Below are 18,342 nucleotides of genomic sequence, written 5' to 3' on the forward strand. Positions count from 1 at the left end.
TTTGGAAAAACCTCTCTCGTTCTTTCCCCTCAAGCGGAATTAGTGAAACATCTCATGCTCCCGCAAAGTCCCCTGTATGTCAAGATGGTGAAAAAATCCACAGGCTATACCCATAAATTAACAGAGGGTCTGGTTCCTGCCACGACCAAAGTCCAGTTTTCAAACTAAACCGGGGACCATTATGAAACTCCTCCTTAAAAGGTATACTGGCTAACAAAGACAGGAAATTAAGTGGAATAAGGAGCGGACTATGGAGTGGATTAGTGATCTTTTCGCACAATACGGGTATCTGGTACTCTTCCTGGGCCTCTTCGCAGAATCGGTGGCCCTGCCTTTCCCCGGAGAACTGGCTATGATGATTTCGGGACATATGGTGCACGTGAACACGTTTAATATGGCTGGCGTTATGGGTGTTTCATTTGCGGGAGCTTTTGCGGGAACTATCTTTACGTATGTGCTTGGGCGGAAGTTGGGGACGCCTTTTTTTGATAAGTATGGCAGGTATGTGCTTCTCAATCCGGATAGGCTTCTCAAAATTAAGAAATGGTTTGATAAATACGGGGACAAAATTATTCTGGTCAGTTACTTTGTGCCGGGACTGAGGCATTTTACGGGGTATGTGTCTGGAATTTTGAAAATCCGCCTGAAGACTTTCCTGATTTTTAACGGACTGAGCGGCGTTCTGTGGGTATTCACGTACGTGATGGTAGGTTTCTTGTTCGGCACGAAAATCCAGCAGCTGCTGCATGTGATTGCCCAGTACTCAACGATTGCGATTATTGTTGCCGCTATCGCTTTGACGGGATTCCTGGTTGTAAAAAGAAACAAAGAAGCGGTTTTGGGCTGGCTTCGCGCCCGGTATGCCGGTATTCAGAAGATGTTCATGGGCTCGGCGGAATAAGCGGCTCAACCTTGAGGGGAACAGAAAAAAGCTCCGGTCCGAAGACGGGAGCTTTCTCTTGTGTAACATTATACGCGCCCGCGAGGAATCGAACCTCGATCTCAGGCTCCGGAGGCCTACGTCATATCCATTGGACCACGGGCGCATGTTTCATTAAGTAACAGCAAAGGTTATTATATGATAGAGGTATGAAAAAAGCAAGTCCTATGGCTCAGATTTTTTTTCGACGCCCATTTACAAAAATCAAACTTTGCACACATTGATTCTTTTATAGGAACTGGGGTATAATGGGGTTGTGCAAGGGAAGTTTTTTTTGATCCAGGTGGGACTTAAAATGCACTCGCGGGACATATTGAGTCCCAACACGATCAATAGGAGTGTATGGCATGAGAGATATTCTCGACGTCCAGAAACAGCTCCTGCCGGACTTGCTGGAGGTTCTGAACAAGCGTTACACCGTTCTGCAGCATATTTTTCTGCTGGGAAGCGTGGGACGCAGAACCCTGGCCGGCGCTCTCGATATGACGGAGCGGGTTTTGCGCAGCGAAGTGGAGTTTCTGAAAGGCCAAGGCCTGATTGAAACGGAAACATCGGGCATGCGCATCAGCGAATCGGGCAGGGAACTGCTGGAGAAGCTTCAGCCGCTTATCAAGGAGATGCTCGGGCTTAACGAGCTGGAGAAGCGGATCCGCGACCACTTCCGCCTGGAGCAGGTCGTAGTCGTTCCCGGCGATTCGGATTCTTCGCTGTTTGCGAAGAAGGAGCTGGGCCGGGCGGCCGCACTGATGCTGCGCAAGCACGTCACGAAGCATGACGTGATCGCGGTTACCGGCGGCTCCACAATGGCCGAAGTGGCGGAGCACCTGTCCACGACGAGCGCCCTCAAGGGCAGCCTGTTCGTCCCGGCCCGCGGAGGGCTCGGCGAAAGCGTGGAGCTGCAGGCGAACATGATCGCCTCCAAGATGGCGAAGAAGACTGGCGGACAGTACCGCCTGCTGCATGTTCCGGATCATCTCCGCGAGGAGGCCTATCAGTCTTTGATCCAGGAACCGAACATCCAGGAGATGATGGACGTGGTCCGCAGCAGCCGCATCGTCATTCACGGCATTGGAGATGCTATCGTCATGGCGCAGAGGCGCAAGGTAGACTCCGAGACGATAGACAGCCTGCGAGGCGAAGGAGCGCTTGCCGAAGCGTTCGGCTACTATTTTAACCCCGAGGGCAAGGTTGTCCATAAGATGCCGACCGTAGGACTCCGGCTGGAAGATATCCAGCACTGCGAAGTCGTGATCGGCGTAGCCGGCGGCAAAAGCAAGGGTGCGGCTGTAGCTTCGGTTTTAAAATACGGCCAGGAGGACATCCTGGTGACGGATGAGGCTGCAGCCGTGGAGATGTTAAATTACACGTTATCTTGACGGGCCTTAGGCGCGTCTTGAAATATAAACTTTCTACTGGGAGGAATTACAATGGTTAAAGTGGGTATTAACGGTTTCGGTCGTATCGGACGTAACGTATTCCGCGCCGCTCTGAACAACGCTGAAGTGGAAATCGTAGCAATCAACGATCTGACGGACGTAAGCACGCTTGCGCACCTGCTCAAGTATGACACGACTCACGGCAGACTTAACGCAACGGTTGAAGCTGGCGAAGGCGAACTGAAAGTAAACGGCAAATCCATCAAGGTATTTGCAGAGCGTGACCCTGGAAACCTTCCTTGGGCTGAGTACGGCGTTGAAATCGTCGTTGAATCCACTGGTATCTTCACAGACAAAGCGAAAGCCGAGTCTCACTTGAAAGGCGGAGCGAAGAAAGTTATCATTTCCGCACCGGCTACGAACGAAGATATCACAGTTGTTATGGGCGTTAACGAAGAGAAATACGATCCTTCCGCTCATACCGTCATCTCTAACGCTTCTTGTACGACTAACTGTCTCGCTCCTTTCGCGAAAGTATTGGATGAGAAGTTCGGTATCGTAAAAGGCATGATGACGACTGTTCACTCCTATACGAACGACCAGCAAGTGCTTGACCTGCCTCATAAGGATCTTCGCCGCGCTCGTGCGGCAGCCGAGAACATCATTCCTTCCACTACGGGTGCAGCTAAAGCCGTTTCCCTGGTTCTGCCGCAGCTTAAAGGCAAACTGAACGGTATGGCTATGCGCGTTCCGACTCCAAACGTTTCCGTAACGGATCTGGTTGTCGAGCTGAACGCTAACGTAACCGTTGACGATGTGAACAATGCTCTTAAAGAAGCTGCTGACGGCCCGCTTAAAGGCATCTTGAACTACTCCGACGAGCCGCTTGTATCGAGCGACTACAACGGTGACCCTGCTTCCTCCACAATCGACTCTCTGTCGACTATGGTAGTGGGCGACAACATGGTGAAAGTCGTTTCCTGGTACGATAACGAGTGGGGCTACTCCAACCGTGTCGTTGACCTGGCCGCTTTCATCGCTAAAAAAGGTCTGTAATTCTTAAATAAGCCATGCAAGAAGAGGAGAAGAAATTCTCCTCTTCCCATTGCTTATCGGGGCATGAATTTTACATAAGTCCCCGGAATGTACGAAGCTTTCCTCAGGAAAGCCTGGCCCCAAAGGTCTTGCGAAGAAGGTTTTCCTGAACGAAAGCTTTTCCGTTTCGATCACCGGTTTATGCCGGCGTGCTCCCGTATGCGGTTCCGGTTGTCCATGCGGAGAGCCCGGGTCCGTTATACGCTTGCCGGCCCTTCCCGTGAAAGGGAAAGGCTCGACCTAAGTTTACGATGACAGCTTTCCTATAGAAAGCTCTGAGGAGGATATTTCATGAACAAGAAAAGTGTTCGCGATGTAGAAGTTAACGGTAAACGCGTGTTTGTACGCGTCGATTTCAACGTGCCGCTCGAAAACGGTCAAATTACGGACGATACACGTATTCGTGAAACGCTGCCGACGATCAAGTTCCTGATCGACAAAGGCGCTAAAGTTATCCTTGCGAGCCATCTGGGCCGCCCGAAAGGCCAAGTCAACGAAGACCTTCGTCTGACTCCGGTAGCAGCCCGCCTGTCCGAGCTTCTCGGCAAGCCGGTAGCGAAAGCGGACGAAGCTGTCGGCGAAGCGGTTCAAGCGAAAGTAAACGAGCTGAAAGACGGCGACGTGCTGCTTCTTGAGAACGTCCGCTTCTACCCGGGCGAAGAGAAGAACGATCCGGAGCTAGCGAAACAATTCGCGGCGCTGGCCGACCTGTACGTGAACGATGCTTTCGGAGCGGCTCACCGTGCGCATGCTTCCACGGAAGGCATCGCTCATCAGCTTCCGGCGGTTTCCGGTCTCTTGATGGAGAAAGAACTGGACGTGCTGGGCAAAGCGCTTAACAATCCGGAGCGCCCTTTCACCGCGATTGTCGGCGGTTCCAAAGTTAAAGACAAAATCGACGTCATTAATAAAATGCTCGAAATCGCCGACAACATCCTTATCGGCGGCGGCCTTTCCTATACTTTCTTTAAGGCTCAGGGCCATGAAATCGGACAATCTCTCGTGGACAACGAGAAGCTCGATCTGGCGCTCGGCTTTATCGAAAAGGCGAAGAAACTCGGCAAGAACTTCCTACTGCCTGTTGATATCGTCATCTCGGATGACTTTAGTGCCAATGCCAACACCAACATCGTCGGGATCGATTCCATTCCGGCCGATTGGGAAGGCATCGACATCGGTCCGAAAACGCGTGAACTTTACGCGGACGTCATCAAGAATTCCAAGCTTGTCGTCTGGAACGGACCTATGGGCGTGTTCGAAATCGAGCCTTTCTCCCACGGTACGCGTGCGGTGGCCCAAGCTTGCGCCGACACATCCGCTTACACCGTCATCGGCGGCGGCGATTCCGCGGCGGCAGCCGAGAAGTTCCACCTCGCCGACAAGATGGACCACATCTCCACAGGCGGCGGAGCTTCCCTGGAGTTCATGGAAGGCAAAGTTCTGCCTGGCGTAGTCGCTCTTAACGATAAGTAAGAGATACAGAGAGGAGTTTTGAAGATCATGAGAAAACCCGTTATTGCAGGTAACTGGAAAATGTTCAAAACCGTTTCCGAAGCGGCAAGCTTCGTGAATGATATAAAAGGCAAGGCGGAAGTGGCAGGGGTGGAGAGCGTAATTTGCGCTCCTTACACCAATCTGCCGGCGCTTGTCGAAGCTGTGAAAGGCACGTCGATCGGAATCGGCGCGCAGAACTTTCACTGGGAAGAAAACGGCGCATACACCGGGGAAATTTCCGGCGCTATGCTTAAAGATCTCGGCGTAACGTATGTGATTATCGGTCACTCCGAGCGCAGAGCTTATTTTAACGAAACCGACGAAACGGTTAACAAAAAGGTTCTCGCTTCTTTCAACTACGGCCTGACGCCGATCGTTTGCGTAGGCGAGAAGCTCGAAGAGCGCGAAGCGGGACAGACGAAAGAAGTCTGCCGCGTACAGACGGAAGCGGCTTTCAAAGGCCTCAGCGCCGATCAGGCGAAACAAGTCATCGTGGCTTACGAGCCGATCTGGGCTATCGGTACAGGCAAATCTTCCACGGCTGAAGACGCCAACGAAGTTATTGCTTACATCCGCCAGCTGATCGTTTCCCTGTACGATTCCTCCGTAGCCGATGCGGTCCGCATTCAATACGGCGGCAGCGTAAAACCGGGCAACATCGCCGAGTACATGGCTCAGCCGGATATCGACGGAGCTCTTGTCGGCGGCGCCAGCCTGGAGCCGGCTTCTTATATCCAACTCGTTGAGGGGGCGAAGTAAGATGGCGACTAAACCGGTAGCGCTGATTATTCTGGACGGCTTCGGACTTCGGGGCGAGGTTCACGGCAATGCCGTGGCTCAAGCCAAGAAACCGAACTACGACCGCTATTGGAACCAGTTCCCTCATACGACGCTGACTGCCTGCGGCGAAGCCGTAGGTTTGCCGGAAGGCCAAATGGGTAATTCTGAAGTGGGGCACCTCAACATCGGTGCCGGCCGTGTGGTTTACCAGGACCTGACTCGTATTTCCAAGTCGATCCGGGACGGTGAGTTTTTCGACAACAACACGCTGATCGGCGCCGTACGTCATGCGAAGCAGAACAACAAGAAGCTGCATCTGTACGGGCTGCTTTCCGATGGGGGCGTACACAGCCACATCGCGCACTTGTTCGCGCTGCTTGAGCTGGCGAAGAAAGAAGATCTGCAAGATGTTTATATCCATGCTTTCCTGGACGGACGCGATGTCGCGCCCGATTCGGCGAAGAACTACATGGAGCAGCTCCAGGCCAAAATCGCCGAAATCGGCGTCGGCAAAGTGGCGACGGTACAAGGCCGCTACTATGCGATGGACCGGGACAAGCGCTGGGAGCGGACCGAGAAATCTTACCGTGCCATGGTGTACGGGGACGGCCCGCACTACACGGACCCGGTCAAAGCGATCACCGAATCGTATGAGAAATCCGTATTCGACGAATTTGTGATGCCGGCTGTCATCACGGATGAGAACGACAAGCCGGTGGGACTCGTTGAATCCGGCGATGCGGTTATTTTCTTCAACTTCCGTCCGGACCGTGCGATTCAATTGTCGCAGGTATTTACGAATAAAGATTTCCGCGGTTTTGACCGCGGCGAGCTTTTCCCGAAAGATCTGTACTACGTCTGCCTGACGCTGTTCAGTGAAACGGTCGAAGGATACGTCGCGTATAAACCGAAAGATCTCGATAACACGCTTGGCGAGGTTCTGGCCCAGAATAACAAGAGACAGCTTCGTATCGCCGAGACCGAGAAGTACCCGCACGTTACCTTCTTCTTCAGCGGCGGCCGTGACGTGGAACTGCCGGGCGAAACGCGTATCCTCATTCCATCGCCGAAAGTCGCGACTTACGACTTGAAGCCGGAAATGAGCGCGTACGAAGTTGCCGCGGCAGCGGTGAAGGAAGTCAATGAGGACAAGCAGGACGTCATCATTCTGAACTTCGCCAACCCGGATATGGTAGGCCACTCCGGCATGCTGGAGCCGACTATCAAAGCCGTTGAAGCCACGGACGAGTGCCTGGGCCAAGTCGTCGAAGCCATTCTCGCGAAGGGCGGAGTTGTCTGCATTACAGCCGACCACGGCAATGCGGACCTCGTCCTGGACGATGCCGAACGTCCGTTCACGGCTCATACGACGAATCCGGTGCCGTTCATCGTTACATCGAACGACGTCACTCTGCGCGAAGGCGGCGTTCTGGCCGACATCGCCCCGACACTGCTGCATCTGCTGAAGCTGCCGCAGCCGCCGGAAATGACAGGACTGTCGATCATTGAAGAGAAGAAATAGTAACCCGCTCGTTTCTTGATTAAGACAGCAAGTTTTCGGGAACCATTCCTTGGAATACAGCATCTTATTTTGATCGGTAAGGTGCGCCGCTGCCCTTTATGGGAATGAGTTCCCGAAGTTTTTCATACACATAACCTTGTTAAGGAGTGTTCAAACACAATGACTATCATTTCTGACGTTTATGCTCGCGAAGTACTTGACTCCCGCGGCAATCCGACTGTTGAAGTTGAAGTATATCTGGAATCCGGCGTTGTAGGCCGCGCAATCGTACCTTCCGGTGCGTCCACAGGCGCTCACGAAGCTGTCGAGCTCCGCGATGGAGACAAAAGCCGTTACCTGGGTAAAGGTGTACTGAAAGCCGTTGACAACGTCAATTCGATCATCGCGCCTGAAATTATCGGTCTGAACTCCTTGGATCAAGTATCCATCGACAAGAAAATGATCGAGCTGGACGGCACGCATAACAAAGGCAAGCTTGGCGCCAACGCGATCCTCGCGGTATCCATGGCTGTTGCCCGCGCTGCCGCTGAAGCAATGGAACTGCCTCTGTACGTATACCTGGGCGGATTCAACGCTAAAACTCTTCCGGTTCCAATGATGAACATCATCAACGGCGGCGAGCATGCCGACAACAACGTTGACGTTCAAGAATTCATGGTACTTCCGGTAGGAGCCCCTACATTCAAAGAAGCTCTCCGCATGGGCGCAGAGATTTTCCATAACCTTAAATCCGTACTGAAAGATAAAGGCCTGAACACGGCTGTCGGCGACGAAGGCGGTTTTGCACCGAACCTGAGCTCCAACGAAGAAGCAATCCAAACGATCATCACCGCTATCGAGCGTGCTGGCTACAAGCCGGGCGTAGACGTATTCCTGGGTATGGACGTAGCTTCCACCGAGTTCTTCAAGAACGGCAAATACGAGCTCGAAGGCGAAGGCAAATCCTTCACACCGGCTGAATTCGTTGACCTGCTCGCTTCCTGGGTAGACAAATACCCGATCCTTACCATCGAAGACGGTTGTTCCGAGGACGATTGGGAAGGTTGGAAGCTGCTGACCGAGAAGCTGGGCGGCAAAGTACAACTCGTCGGCGACGACCTGTTCGTAACGAACACCGAGCGTCTGTCCAAAGGCATCAACGAGAACATCGGTAACTCCATCCTGATCAAAGTAAACCAAATCGGTACGCTGACCGAAACATTCGACGCGATCGAAATGGCGAAACGCGCAGGCTACACGGCTGTTATTTCCCACCGTTCGGGCGAAAGCGAAGACAGCACGATTGCTGACATCTCCGTGGCGACCAACGCAGGCCAAATCAAAACAGGCGCACCGTCCCGTACGGACCGCGTAGCGAAATACAACCAGCTGCTTCGCATCGAAGACCAACTGGAAGGCATTGCTCAATACGCCGGCAAAGAAGCTTTCTACAACTTGAAAAAATTCAAGTAAGAAAACCTTTCACAAAGTGAATGATTTAGCCTTTTAAACGTCGGGGAGGGTTATGAATATGAGTGCTTGGGTAAAAACGATTTTGTTGTTAATCGGTTCGGCCTTGTTAACTCAGTTCATCCCTTTCTCGGCCTATTTCCGCAACCTGGACACCATGGTCCATGAGTTCGGGCACGCTGCCGTGACGATGATCCTGTCGGGAAAAGTCATGGCTATCGTGCTCAATGCCGATCACAGCGGGGTTACTTACTCGTCGGTCAGCGGCTCGTGGAAACTCCTGCCGATTTCAATCGCAGGCTATGTGACGGCGTCCTTGTTTGCGGTTTTTCTTTTCTGGGCGTATGCCCGGGGGAAGCAAAGACTTGGACTCCAGATAACGACGGTGATCGCCGTGCTGTCTCTGGTGTTGTTCGTACGCAATGAATTCGGCGTGGGCTGGCTGATCGGCTTCATCGCGCTGAACATCATTGTGCTCGCTTTTACGAGCGGGTTTATCCGCAACGCCTATTATCTGCTCGTCGCCTTCCTTTGTCTGGAGGAGTCGGTCTACGGGCCGCTGACGCTAGCCCTGCTGGCGGCAGGTAATCCGAACAAAGCGGGAGACGCAACGAATCTGGCTTCCATTACGCCTGTACCTGCTCTGATCTGGGGCGTTGTTTTCCTGATTTTCTCTCTCTGGTGTGCCAAAGCGGCCATTCAGTATTTTCTGGGCGGAGACGCAAACAGGCGAAGGAAAGCCCGAAGGTCCGAAAGAGCCTATCCGATGGGACCTGGGGAACGTTAGCTTCCGTTATTTATGAAATCAACGACCCGCTGGATGGAATCTCTGTTCCGTCGGCGGGTTTTCTTTTATAAAGCGGGGAAAATAAGTGAGGTTGTCCCACCAGAATCTTGCAGAAAAAGGCCTTTTATGATAGACTTTCTATGCACATTCTAAAAATAAGAACATGCTAATGAGGTGTCGAATTGGTTATCCTGTTAAAAGTTTTGTTGGTTATCGCCTCGCTGGGCTTAATTGTAACGGTATTACTACAAAAGGGTAAAAGTGCGGGACTTTCCGGTGCGATCAGCGGCGGTGCCGAGCATCTGTTCGGCAAAACGAAAGCTAGAGGCATGGACCTGGTTCTGGCCCGGATTACCGTGGTTTTGGCGGCTATTTTTATTGTATTGACGGTCATCGTGGCCTACGTAGTGAAGTATTAACAACTGAAGAGACGGTACACATAAATCACAAACAGCAGGGGGATGCTACTCCTGCTGTTTTTTCATGGAGTTTTGCCGATTGTGGATGCATCTAGGGACGCAGCGGTGAAAAGAATTGATTTGTTTATGTTTTTGTCTTTTCAGGATATACTGGTTAGTAACTTGCACCTGCTTGTCAACCGGTTAATTGTGGGTCTCGCCGGGAACCGTGAGGAATGATAAGGCAGAAGCTTAAACGAATCAACGACCGGAAAGCTGCAAGAAGACCCAACGAAGGCACACCCGTTACCCGCGGCCGTACAGGCCGATAGGGACACTCGCACACAATCATACATCCGCCAGACCGAGATGCCCCGGAGGCAGGGGGAAAAGCGGAAGAACAGGCACCTGGAAATTCCCTTGATGTCCCGGCAACGGGTAGAGGATGCGATTTGCAGCAGCGGCTAAGCCTGTTCAAAGAAATGGTTATCGGGTATGAATACGGAGAAGCTCAACCTAATAAGAAGGTGACAACTATGGTGACAGAGCAGGATATATTAAATTTTATGCACGAGAATGCGTACAAGCCGATGACGTACCAGGAGCTTGAAAAGCATTTCGGCATTGAGAGCGCTGCGGGATTCAAAGATTTCGTCAAGCTGCTTAACGACTTGGAGCAATCCGGACACGTGCTGCGCACGCGCAACGACCGTTACGGAGTGCCGGAGCGGATGAATCTCATCCGCGGCCGGCTGCAGGCACATCCCAAAGGATTCGGATTCTTGATTCCGGACGACCGGGATCACCCCGACGTGTACATTCATGCCAATGACATGAATACGGCAATGAATAATGACATTATTCTCGTCCGCGTTACGAGCAAAGGCGCCGCCGGAGGCAAGCTCGAGGGGGAAGTGGACCGCGTCGTGACACGCGCCAACACGAGAATCGTGGGAACGTTCCAGAATCACGAAAGCTACGGATTCGTCGTTCCGGATGACAAGCGTGTGCAACGGGATATTTTTATTCCGAAAAACGCTTTCCTCGGTGCGGCAGACGGACAAAAGGTCGTCGTTAACATTGTCCAGTATCCCGAGGGCCGCGCGGCTGCCCAGGGTGAAGTGATCGAAATTCTCGGCCACAAGGACGACCCCGGTGTGGACATTTTGTCTATCATCCGCAAGTTCCAGCTTCCGGAAGCGTTCAGCGAGGAAGTGATCGGGGAAGCGGAAAGTGTGCCGGACTCCATCACGGAAGAGGAAATTGTCAGCCAGAAGCGCCGGGATCTGCGCGGTAAACGCATCGTGACCATCGACGGCGAGGATGCAAAGGATCTCGATGATGCCGTAAACGTGGAACGGCTGCCGAACGGCAACTACCTGCTGGGCGTCCACATTGCGGACGTAAGCTACTATGTGACGGAAAATTCCGCGCTGGACCGCGAAGCCTACAACCGCGGCTGTTCGGTGTATCTGGTGGACCGGGTCATTCCGATGCTGCCGCACCGGCTGTCCAACGGAATCTGCTCCCTCAACCCGCAGGTAGACCGCCTGACTATGTCCTGCGAGATGGAGTTCGATGCCGAGCTTAACGTGGTGAGGCACGACATTTTTACGAGCGTGATCAAAACAAGCGAAAGAATGACCTATAACAACGTCCGCAAGCTGCTGACCGAGGAAGAGCCCGATGCGGATCTTCTGGAGCGTTACGGCTACCTGGTGGACGATTTCAAGCTGATGGAAGAGCTCGCTATGAAGCTGCGCAACCGGCGTATTCAGCGCGGCGCGATCGATTTCGATTTCCAGGAATCGAAAATCATTGTCGACAAGGATGGAACTCCGGTCGATATCGTCAAGCGTGAGCGTTCCATCGCGGAAATGATCATCGAAGAGTTTATGCTGGCGGCCAACGAAACGGTTGCCGAGCACTTCCATTGGCTGAAGGTGCCGTTCCTGTACCGGATTCACGAAGACCCGGATGCGGAGAAGCTGGCGCATTTCATGGAGTTCATTACGAATTTCGGCTACGTCGTACGCGGACGCGGCAATACCGTGCACCCGCGCGCGCTCCAGTCTCTTCTTGAAGAGATCAAAGGGACGAAGGAGGAGACCGTCATCAGTACGGTGATGCTCCGTTCCATGAAGCAGGCCCGTTACGATTCCAACAGCATCGGGCATTTCGGTCTGGCGGCGGAGTTCTATTCCCACTTTACGTCTCCGATCCGGCGTTATCCGGATTTGATCATTCACCGTGTGATCCGGGAAGTGCTGGAGAACGATGGCGCTCTGACCGATAAGCGCAGCGAATATTTGCGCGGACGGATGGACGATATCGCCGAGCAGTCCTCCCAGCGGGAGCGCGTGGCCGTTGATGCCGAGCGTGAAACCGATGCGCTGAAAAAAGCGGAGTTCATGCTGGATAAAGTCGGTGAGGAATTCGAGGGCATTATTTCGAGCGTGACGAGCTTCGGTATCTTTGTGGAGCTGGAGAACACGGTCGAGGGCCTGATCCGCCTGAGCGACATGACGGACGATTACTATCACTATCACGAGATGCAGCATGCCCTTATCGGAGAACGCACGTCGAAAATTTACCGGATCGGCGACGAAGTTAAAGTCCGTGTAGGCCGGGTCAATATGGACGAGAAAACCATCGACTTTGAAATGGTGGATATGAAACCCCGGTCCAACAAGTTCAGTATGCTCGACCGCAGCAAGTCCGGCGGCCGTGGCGGCCAGAAGAAGCGCGTCGCAGGCGGACGTCCTGTCAAAGGCGGACGCGGTAAAGACCGCGGCCGTGTGCGGGATGTCATCGTGAAGCCCGGTACGCCGGGTGGAACAGCCGGTGCTGCCGATGCGGCAGCGGCTGGAGCATCCGAGGGCGGCGGAACCAAGCGCCGCAGGCGGAAGAAGAAAGGCGCGTCGGGTGAAGCGCCGCTCGGAATCACACCTGCAGCGGCACCGGGCGGCACGCCGTCTGAGGACGGCAGCTTGTCCCAGGAGGCTCAGGGAGCCGGCAGAGGACGTAAGCGCCGCAAGGGAGGCAATCCGGCTGCAGCGCCCGATACAGGCCGTGAGAACGGACTCGTGACCGAGTCCGGCGAGAATGGCGGCGGACGGCGCCGGAAGCGCAAGGGCGGCGGAGCCGAAGGCGAAGCGGCCGTAACGCCGGCTGCAGGCACCGAGGGCGGCGGCAAGCGCCGCAAAGGCGCCGCTCCGGCCCGCGGCGTCTCGCTGCGCGGTGAGTCCGGCGAAGGCGGCGGCCAAGGCGGCCGCGGCCGGCGGGGACGCGATGCGGGCGCCGGTACGGCGTCAGGCCGCGAGAACGGCGGCCCGCGGACGGAGTCGACGTACTCCGGCAACTGGGCGTCGTCCGTGAACGCGCTGACGAAGACGGTCCGCGGCGACCGTCACACGCCGGACGGCCGCGATCCGTCCGAGCCGGGCGGGCGACGTGGTGGACGTCCGCGCCGGTAGCAGGCGCGGGCGGCAGGGGCAAGCGGGGAAAGACCTGCCCAGCGCGGCGCAGCAGCTGACGATCGTAAGCCCGCTGTGATTTGCGATGAGCTTATGGGTCCGCGATCCGTAGGAATCCGCGCGTCTGACGGCTGCTGTTTGGCATACATCCCGGTGGTGAGTCATACGGAGACAGTGAGGCGTTTATCCCTTTGCATAAACAGAGCTTACATGCCTAAAAGTTAAGCCTGTTGAATTTTTACAACGGAAAATAAATACATGAGAATTAAGGAAACGGCCCGACCGTGCGCACGTCTTTTTAACGGACATGCCATGGCCCGGGCGTTTCTTGATTTTTGGCAGGGAAGTTGCTACAATAAAGAACACTCCGCCTTTTCAAAAAGGCACGGATGGGGTATTAATAGCATGGACGACTGGAGGGATGACCGTGACCAAGAAAGCGGACGGCAAGGTGCTGGCACAGAATAAGAAAGCTTCGCATGACTATTTTATTGAAGACACTTACGAGTGCGGGCTTGTGCTGACGGGTACGGAAATCAAATCCCTGCGGAACGGCCGGGCGAATCTTTCGGATTCGTTCGCAACCATTCGCAATGCCGAAGCGTTCGTGCATAATATGCACATCAGTCCTTTTGAACAGGGAAATCGGAACAATCCGACCGATCCGACGAGAGCGAGAAAGCTGCTTCTGAAGAAAGCGGAAATCAACAAGCTGATCGGCGCTTCCAAGCAGGAAGGCTACACGCTGGTCCCGCTTAAGATTTATATCCGCAACGGCTATGCGAAACTGCTGATCGGACTCGGTAAAGGTAAGAAACAGTACGACAAGCGCGATACTGCGGCTAAACGTGATGCTCAGCGCGATATTCAGCGGGCTCTGCGTGAGAAGCAGAAGGTCGCCAGGTAACAACATTGTTTATTAGCTGCTCCTTGCGGAGCGGGTGGGAAACCGATCCTGGACTTCCATGGATCAGCACCTGCTTTTGACGGGAAATGTGGTATAATAAAAGAGTAAGAAGAACACAGCATCCGGCTCGATGAGCCGTTGCATCCGAGTTCCTTTTCTATTACGGGGGCGTTTTTGGATTCGACGGGGGTAGTTCGAGCATGGGTAGCGGGTAGTGGGGACGCGTCCGCTTCATCAACGCTAAAGCCTATTAAACGGCAAACAACAACAAAACTACGCTTTCGCAGCTTAATAACCTGTGAGCGTGCTCCTCTCCTGTATCGCCCATGTGCCGGATGTAGGGGCTAACCTTTAGTGGGATACGCTGTCACATCTCCGCCTGGGGTGTGCTGAAGAAGACAATCAGGCTGACCTTAGTGAGAGCCGGTTACGGGGCGCTTGCTTGGGTGACATCAAACCCGTGACTACACCCGTAGAAGCTTATGTGTCGTTATCTTCGGACAGGGGTTCGACTCCCCTCGCCTCCATACACACAGCAGAAAGGTCCCAGCCGAGAGGCAGGGGCCTTTTTGCTGTTCCGGGAGGCGGGAGGAGAAGCCCGCGGGTTCAGTCCGCGCGGACGGAGCGAAGCGGAGGAGCACGGGATTGCAGTCAACCGCTAGGGTTGTCGGCGGAGGGGTGCTTCGTGAGCGGGTTAGATGAGATTGCGATACTTTCCTCGCCTCCATTACTATCTACTATCTTAAAAAAGACACCATGACGGTGTCTTTTTTGTATACGAATCTATTATTCTGGTGAAACTAATTACTATATTTTAGATTGGGAGTGAAAATAATGACCTTAATGACTACTGAAAAGGAAAAACAATTTCAGATTGCAGATCACAAGAATATAATTGAAAAACTAATCAAGAGGGGATCTTTATTTACTTTATTCAAATCAAACTGAAATGATACGAGAGTTAACTGCTGATGATGAACCAGAATTCACACAAAAAAGAATTGTTGACATTATGAACCTATTAAAAGAGGTAACTGATGATTGCCTAACATGCACGAAATGCCATCAACCATATAATTTTAGGATTTGCACAGGGCGAAGTCATGAAAAGGATAATGCAATTGAGCTAACTTGTAATGGGTGTGGTGATTGTTTTACTCACTCGGAGAAGAGAAGTCATGTAACATATTTTAATTTCGAGACTTGGAAAGAAGTAGATAATTTAAGGAAGAGGTCCAGGGGTTTCACGATAAGTTATCGACTTAGCTATTTACCTAAGAAGGCACTTCTTTATATATACGATAATAAAGAGATGCGTCCTGAATTATGGATTAATGGCTATCAAATCTTTGAAGCAGAGGAAGTGAAGAGTTACTGGGGCTACTCAAAAGAATTTATCAAACAATGGAAAAAGGATGAGGAGCTTCAATCAGCTTTTATTCAAATTGAGAATGCAAAGATCTATACACTGGATGAAGTTTCAAAAGGTGATTAAATTAGGTTGGAGTTGGCGAAAGAAGTAGCTGTTTTTGCACAAGTTTCGTTCTCTCGCTTACATTAAGGTACTTAAAACCATCAACCAGTGTTCTGGTTGGTGGCATTTCAATTTGTGATATAATAAGCATAATTTTAAAACTGGAGGGGGATTGAAGATGTTTGCAAATCGAGAACAACTCCAAGAAGTTTTGAAAAAAGCGAATCAACATGCACGGAAGCAAGCCAGAGAGTCAGGTGCATCTATCTATTATATAAAGAATAACAAACGTGTTCGTGAAGACGCAGAAGGAAATAAGTTCGAGATCGTTTTTGATGCAACCGGAAAACGGCAGGAATTTGAATATCATGAGTGACATTAAACCAATCATGACCGTTTTTGCTGGTACCAATGGAGCTGGCAAATGAGAGAATGGTTAGGTGAACTGATTGACCCAGACCAGATTGCACGGGAATTAAAGCCCGATGATCCGAGAGGTGCCGACCTGTCTGCTGGAAGGGAAGCTGTTAGAAGAATCCGGTCTCTCATTCAAAGAGGTCAACATTTTGCTATTGAAACGACGTTATCAGGTACATTTGTTCTGAAGCATATGCAAATTGCTAAAGAAAACGGGTATGATATTGTCATGTACTATATCGGTCTCCAAGACGTCCAGATGCATATAGACCGTGTAGCTTCTCGTGTCGAGCAGGGTGGGCATTGGATCGCAGAAGAGGACATTCGCTTTCGATACGGTCAGTCTTTACAAAATCTAAAACCTGCTTTAGCCATCGCAGATCAGGTTATCATCATTGATAATACATATGTACCCTCGATTATTGCGGAAATGATGCACGGTAAGCTAATTTTTTGTGTAAAGTCAATACCTGCTTGGTCTGAGAATGCTATTACCGAGCACAGATGACCGGGTGACATCAAACCCGTGACTACACCCGTAGAAGCTTATGTGTCGTTATCTTCGGACAGGGGTTCAGTCCGCGCGGACGGAGCGAAGCGGAGGAGCACGGGATTGCAATCGACCGCTAGGGTTGTCGGCGGAGGGGATCTGCGTGAGCAGGTTAGATGGGATTGCAATACTCCCCCCGCCTCCATCAAACAGCAAAAGATGCTAGCCGAGAGGCTGTGTGACTTGAAACATAATTTTGTCACTGCGGCAAGAAGATGCTTTAAATCACTCGCGGCTTGGAGTGAGAAAAACCTCCATGATCGTTTATAATGATTTTTGGAGGTTTTTTATGTATTGTACTTAATTGCATATTGGCCAACCTTTTCTTTTATCTTTATGCTCAAATTTTATTACATGTATTTTCCCTCCCGAAATATCCAATGTAAGAATGTCGTCTCCATATGGAGGGTTGTGGGCTCCTTCAAAGGTAGTCACTGCAACTTTACAAATGAAGTCGAACCCACCTTGTGTTTTTCTTTCCAGACTCACGACTTTTGCATCGTAAAGTTCGAACTGTTTAAGTTTTCCATAATAACCAGTCAGAGCATTGCCAATTGCAGGTGCAATAGTTACTAAAAATGCATCGGTAATATTATGTTCTGAAGCCTTTAGCGGCTCCGCAGAAACTGGTGAAGGCAAAAACATAATGCTGAGAACGCACATCAATAGAAGCTTGGATATTTTTTTCACGCTCTAATCATTCCCAATATAAGATCTCCGCTATAATATAATTCCCAGTTTATTAACTTCTATAGGATTTCCCGCAAAATAATTTGTTGCTTCACCGATAGACATTAAACAACCCCTTTCAATCTTTGAATTCGCATGGGCTCGCGGCAACGATATGGTTCCAGTCAAAGGAGCCTCGTCACTATAATGGTGACAGGCTTCTTTTTGTATTTCCCTGCATGACTCCATTCAGCCGGAAAGCTTTTTTTATATTGCTGTTTCAGCTAACGTTGAGAAGCGATTTTCGATTGATGAAGAAAAATAAATATATAGGCATTTAGATCAGTAACAAGAGCGGAGCTCGATTCATATGTTGTCATGAAGTATTAGAATTGGCGGATCACGTCAAGGCAATTGTTTCTCGCAGAAACACGTCGCCCTTTGAAAAGTATGACGAAGTCGATTGTCTTGGTTTCTGTTCTTCTTGCCAGTGCCGGTTCATGCGCCAATCAAATTGTTTATAAAAAATGGAGGTAATATTATTATGAACGATTTCAAAAATGATTTAGCGAAATTGAATGTTTCCCAATTTACGGCGAGTGAGACGACTCCTTGGAACGCTCAAAACGAACAATCGGCTCGTTTATGCTTCTTCAACTGTTTCAATTGTTTCAGGTGTTCCAATTGTTTCAACTGTTCCAGTTGTTTCAATTGCTCCAGTTGCTTCAGGTGTTCCAGTTGCTTCAGATGTTCCAATTGTCACAACTGCTCCAATTGTCACAACTGTCACCGTGGAGGACAATAAGGTATTTATTGCCGATAAGTAAATATTTGTGTCCCATATTACTTATTTCTCTTTGAAACAGCGGTTGTCTAATGAGAAGAAAAAGACCCTGAATCACTTTGATGTGCACCCCTAAAATAGATGTTAGTAAAACCCTTGGGTTAATCTAATCTAATTTAGGGGTGTTTTGCGCTGGCGACGAAAAGACAGAAGCTCAACGTTAC

At 51.3% G+C, this 18,342-nt stretch carries 16 protein-coding genes, 1 tRNA gene and 1 other RNA gene; 16 read left to right on the plus strand and 2 right to left on the minus strand.

What is annotated here, in order from left to right; genetic code table 11:
* The first annotated feature begins 250 nt into the window (after positions 1-250).
* Entirely contained in the window at positions 251-901 is a 651-nt protein-coding gene (locus ABH899_RS18320) for a DedA family protein (RefSeq protein ID WP_369999118.1), read from the plus strand.
* Between the two features lie 73 nt (positions 902-974).
* Here ABH899_RS18320 and ABH899_RS18325 read toward each other — a convergent pair.
* Positions 975-1,046, minus strand: a tRNA-Arg gene (locus ABH899_RS18325).
* Between the two features lie 241 nt (positions 1,047-1,287).
* Between ABH899_RS18325 and ABH899_RS18330 the strand changes: the two genes are divergently transcribed.
* From ABH899_RS18330 to ABH899_RS18395, 14 genes are all read left to right on the plus strand, one after another.
* On the plus strand, positions 1,288-2,316 hold the full coding sequence (locus ABH899_RS18330) for a sugar-binding transcriptional regulator (protein ID WP_009676835.1): 1,029 nt from the start codon (positions 1,288-1,290) through the stop codon (positions 2,314-2,316).
* Positions 2,317-2,367: 51 nt separating this feature from the next.
* Positions 2,368-3,372 carry a type I glyceraldehyde-3-phosphate dehydrogenase gene (gene gap / locus ABH899_RS18335; RefSeq protein ID WP_016423763.1) on the plus strand — a complete coding sequence of 335 codons (1,005 nt, stop codon included), beginning with the start codon at positions 2,368-2,370 and terminating at the stop codon, positions 3,370-3,372.
* 330 nt (positions 3,373-3,702) lie between these two features.
* Positions 3,703-4,884 (plus strand): phosphoglycerate kinase, encoded by a 1,182-nt coding sequence (locus ABH899_RS18340; RefSeq protein ID WP_009674528.1) that lies wholly within the window; start codon positions 3,703-3,705, stop codon positions 4,882-4,884.
* A gap of 27 nt (positions 4,885-4,911) precedes the next feature.
* Positions 4,912-5,664, plus strand: coding sequence for a triose-phosphate isomerase (gene tpiA, locus ABH899_RS18345; protein WP_009674536.1), 753 nt, complete (start codon positions 4,912-4,914; stop codon positions 5,662-5,664).
* Between the two features lies 1 nt (position 5,665).
* Positions 5,666-7,207, plus strand: coding sequence for a 2,3-bisphosphoglycerate-independent phosphoglycerate mutase (gene gpmI / locus ABH899_RS18350; RefSeq protein WP_009674534.1), 1,542 nt, complete (start codon positions 5,666-5,668; stop codon positions 7,205-7,207).
* Between the two features lie 159 nt (positions 7,208-7,366).
* Positions 7,367-8,659 (plus strand): phosphopyruvate hydratase, encoded by a 1,293-nt coding sequence (gene eno / locus ABH899_RS18355; protein WP_009674533.1) that lies wholly within the window; start codon positions 7,367-7,369, stop codon positions 8,657-8,659.
* Between the two features lie 58 nt (positions 8,660-8,717).
* Complete coding sequence (locus tag ABH899_RS18360) at positions 8,718-9,443, plus strand: M50 family metallopeptidase (protein WP_009674537.1); 726 nt, start codon at positions 8,718-8,720, stop codon at positions 9,441-9,443.
* 182 nt (positions 9,444-9,625) lie between these two features.
* On the plus strand, positions 9,626-9,862 hold the full coding sequence (gene secG, locus ABH899_RS18365) for a preprotein translocase subunit SecG (protein WP_009674538.1): 237 nt from the start codon (positions 9,626-9,628) through the stop codon (positions 9,860-9,862).
* 515 nt (positions 9,863-10,377) lie between these two features.
* Positions 10,378-13,317, plus strand: coding sequence for a ribonuclease R (gene rnr / locus ABH899_RS18370; protein ID WP_256124197.1), 2,940 nt, complete (start codon positions 10,378-10,380; stop codon positions 13,315-13,317).
* A 427-nt stretch (positions 13,318-13,744) separates the two neighbouring features.
* Entirely contained in the window at positions 13,745-14,224 is a 480-nt protein-coding gene (gene smpB / locus ABH899_RS18375) for an SsrA-binding protein SmpB (protein ID WP_009674535.1), read from the plus strand.
* Between the two features lie 164 nt (positions 14,225-14,388).
* Positions 14,389-14,754: a transfer-messenger RNA gene (ssrA, locus tag ABH899_RS18380) on the plus strand.
* Positions 14,755-15,536: 782 nt separating this feature from the next.
* Positions 15,537-15,719 carry a hypothetical protein gene (locus tag ABH899_RS18385; protein ID WP_369999128.1) on the plus strand — a complete coding sequence of 61 codons (183 nt, stop codon included), beginning with the start codon at positions 15,537-15,539 and terminating at the stop codon, positions 15,717-15,719.
* Positions 15,720-15,876: 157 nt separating this feature from the next.
* Positions 15,877-16,074 (plus strand): hypothetical protein, encoded by a 198-nt coding sequence (locus ABH899_RS18390; RefSeq protein ID WP_054403700.1) that lies wholly within the window; start codon positions 15,877-15,879, stop codon positions 16,072-16,074.
* 48 nt (positions 16,075-16,122) lie between these two features.
* Positions 16,123-16,623: an ATPase gene (locus ABH899_RS18395; RefSeq protein WP_369999132.1), complete on the plus strand. Its 501-nt coding sequence runs from the start codon at positions 16,123-16,125 to the stop codon at positions 16,621-16,623.
* 342 nt (positions 16,624-16,965) lie between these two features.
* Here ABH899_RS18395 and ABH899_RS18400 read toward each other — a convergent pair whose 3' ends face one another.
* A complete protein-coding gene (locus ABH899_RS18400) occupies positions 16,966-17,355 on the minus strand; it encodes a DUF3888 domain-containing protein (RefSeq protein ID WP_369999135.1) in 390 nt (129 codons plus the stop codon).
* 523 nt (positions 17,356-17,878) lie between these two features.
* Here ABH899_RS18400 and ABH899_RS18405 point away from each other — a divergent pair.
* On the plus strand, positions 17,879-18,139 hold the full coding sequence (locus ABH899_RS18405) for a heterocycloanthracin/sonorensin family bacteriocin (protein ID WP_369999138.1): 261 nt from the start codon (positions 17,879-17,881) through the stop codon (positions 18,137-18,139).
* Positions 18,140-18,342 lie beyond the last annotated feature (203 nt).

This window comes from Paenibacillus sp. RC84, from assembly GCF_041260495.1.
In the GTDB taxonomy this organism is placed as follows: Bacteria; Bacillota; Bacilli; order Paenibacillales; family NBRC-103111; genus Paenibacillus_F.

What these genes read in the sequence shown, in the direction of transcription:
- ABH899_RS18385 (WP_369999128.1), top strand. Translation starts at nt 15,537, where the DNA reads ATGCGTCCTGAATTATGGATTAATGGCTATCAAATCTTTGAAGCAGAG.
- gpmI (WP_009674534.1), top strand. Translation starts at nt 5,666, where the DNA reads ATGGCGACTAAACCGGTAGCGCTGATTATTCTGGACGGCTTCGGACTT.
- ABH899_RS18360 (WP_009674537.1), top strand. Translation starts at nt 8,718, where the DNA reads ATGAGTGCTTGGGTAAAAACGATTTTGTTGTTAATCGGTTCGGCCTTG.
- gap (WP_016423763.1), top strand. Translation starts at nt 2,368, where the DNA reads ATGGTTAAAGTGGGTATTAACGGTTTCGGTCGTATCGGACGTAACGTA.
- rnr (WP_256124197.1), top strand. Translation starts at nt 10,378, where the DNA reads ATGGTGACAGAGCAGGATATATTAAATTTTATGCACGAGAATGCGTAC.
- ABH899_RS18390 (WP_054403700.1), top strand. Translation starts at nt 15,877, where the DNA reads ATGTTTGCAAATCGAGAACAACTCCAAGAAGTTTTGAAAAAAGCGAAT.
- tpiA (WP_009674536.1), top strand. Translation starts at nt 4,912, where the DNA reads ATGAGAAAACCCGTTATTGCAGGTAACTGGAAAATGTTCAAAACCGTT.
- ABH899_RS18330 (WP_009676835.1), top strand. Translation starts at nt 1,288, where the DNA reads ATGAGAGATATTCTCGACGTCCAGAAACAGCTCCTGCCGGACTTGCTG.
- ABH899_RS18320 (WP_369999118.1), top strand. Translation starts at nt 251, where the DNA reads ATGGAGTGGATTAGTGATCTTTTCGCACAATACGGGTATCTGGTACTC.
- ABH899_RS18395 (WP_369999132.1), top strand. Translation starts at nt 16,123, where the DNA reads ATGAGAGAATGGTTAGGTGAACTGATTGACCCAGACCAGATTGCACGG.
- ABH899_RS18405 (WP_369999138.1), top strand. Translation starts at nt 17,879, where the DNA reads ATGAACGATTTCAAAAATGATTTAGCGAAATTGAATGTTTCCCAATTT.
- ABH899_RS18340 (WP_009674528.1), top strand. Translation starts at nt 3,703, where the DNA reads ATGAACAAGAAAAGTGTTCGCGATGTAGAAGTTAACGGTAAACGCGTG.
- eno (WP_009674533.1), top strand. Translation starts at nt 7,367, where the DNA reads ATGACTATCATTTCTGACGTTTATGCTCGCGAAGTACTTGACTCCCGC.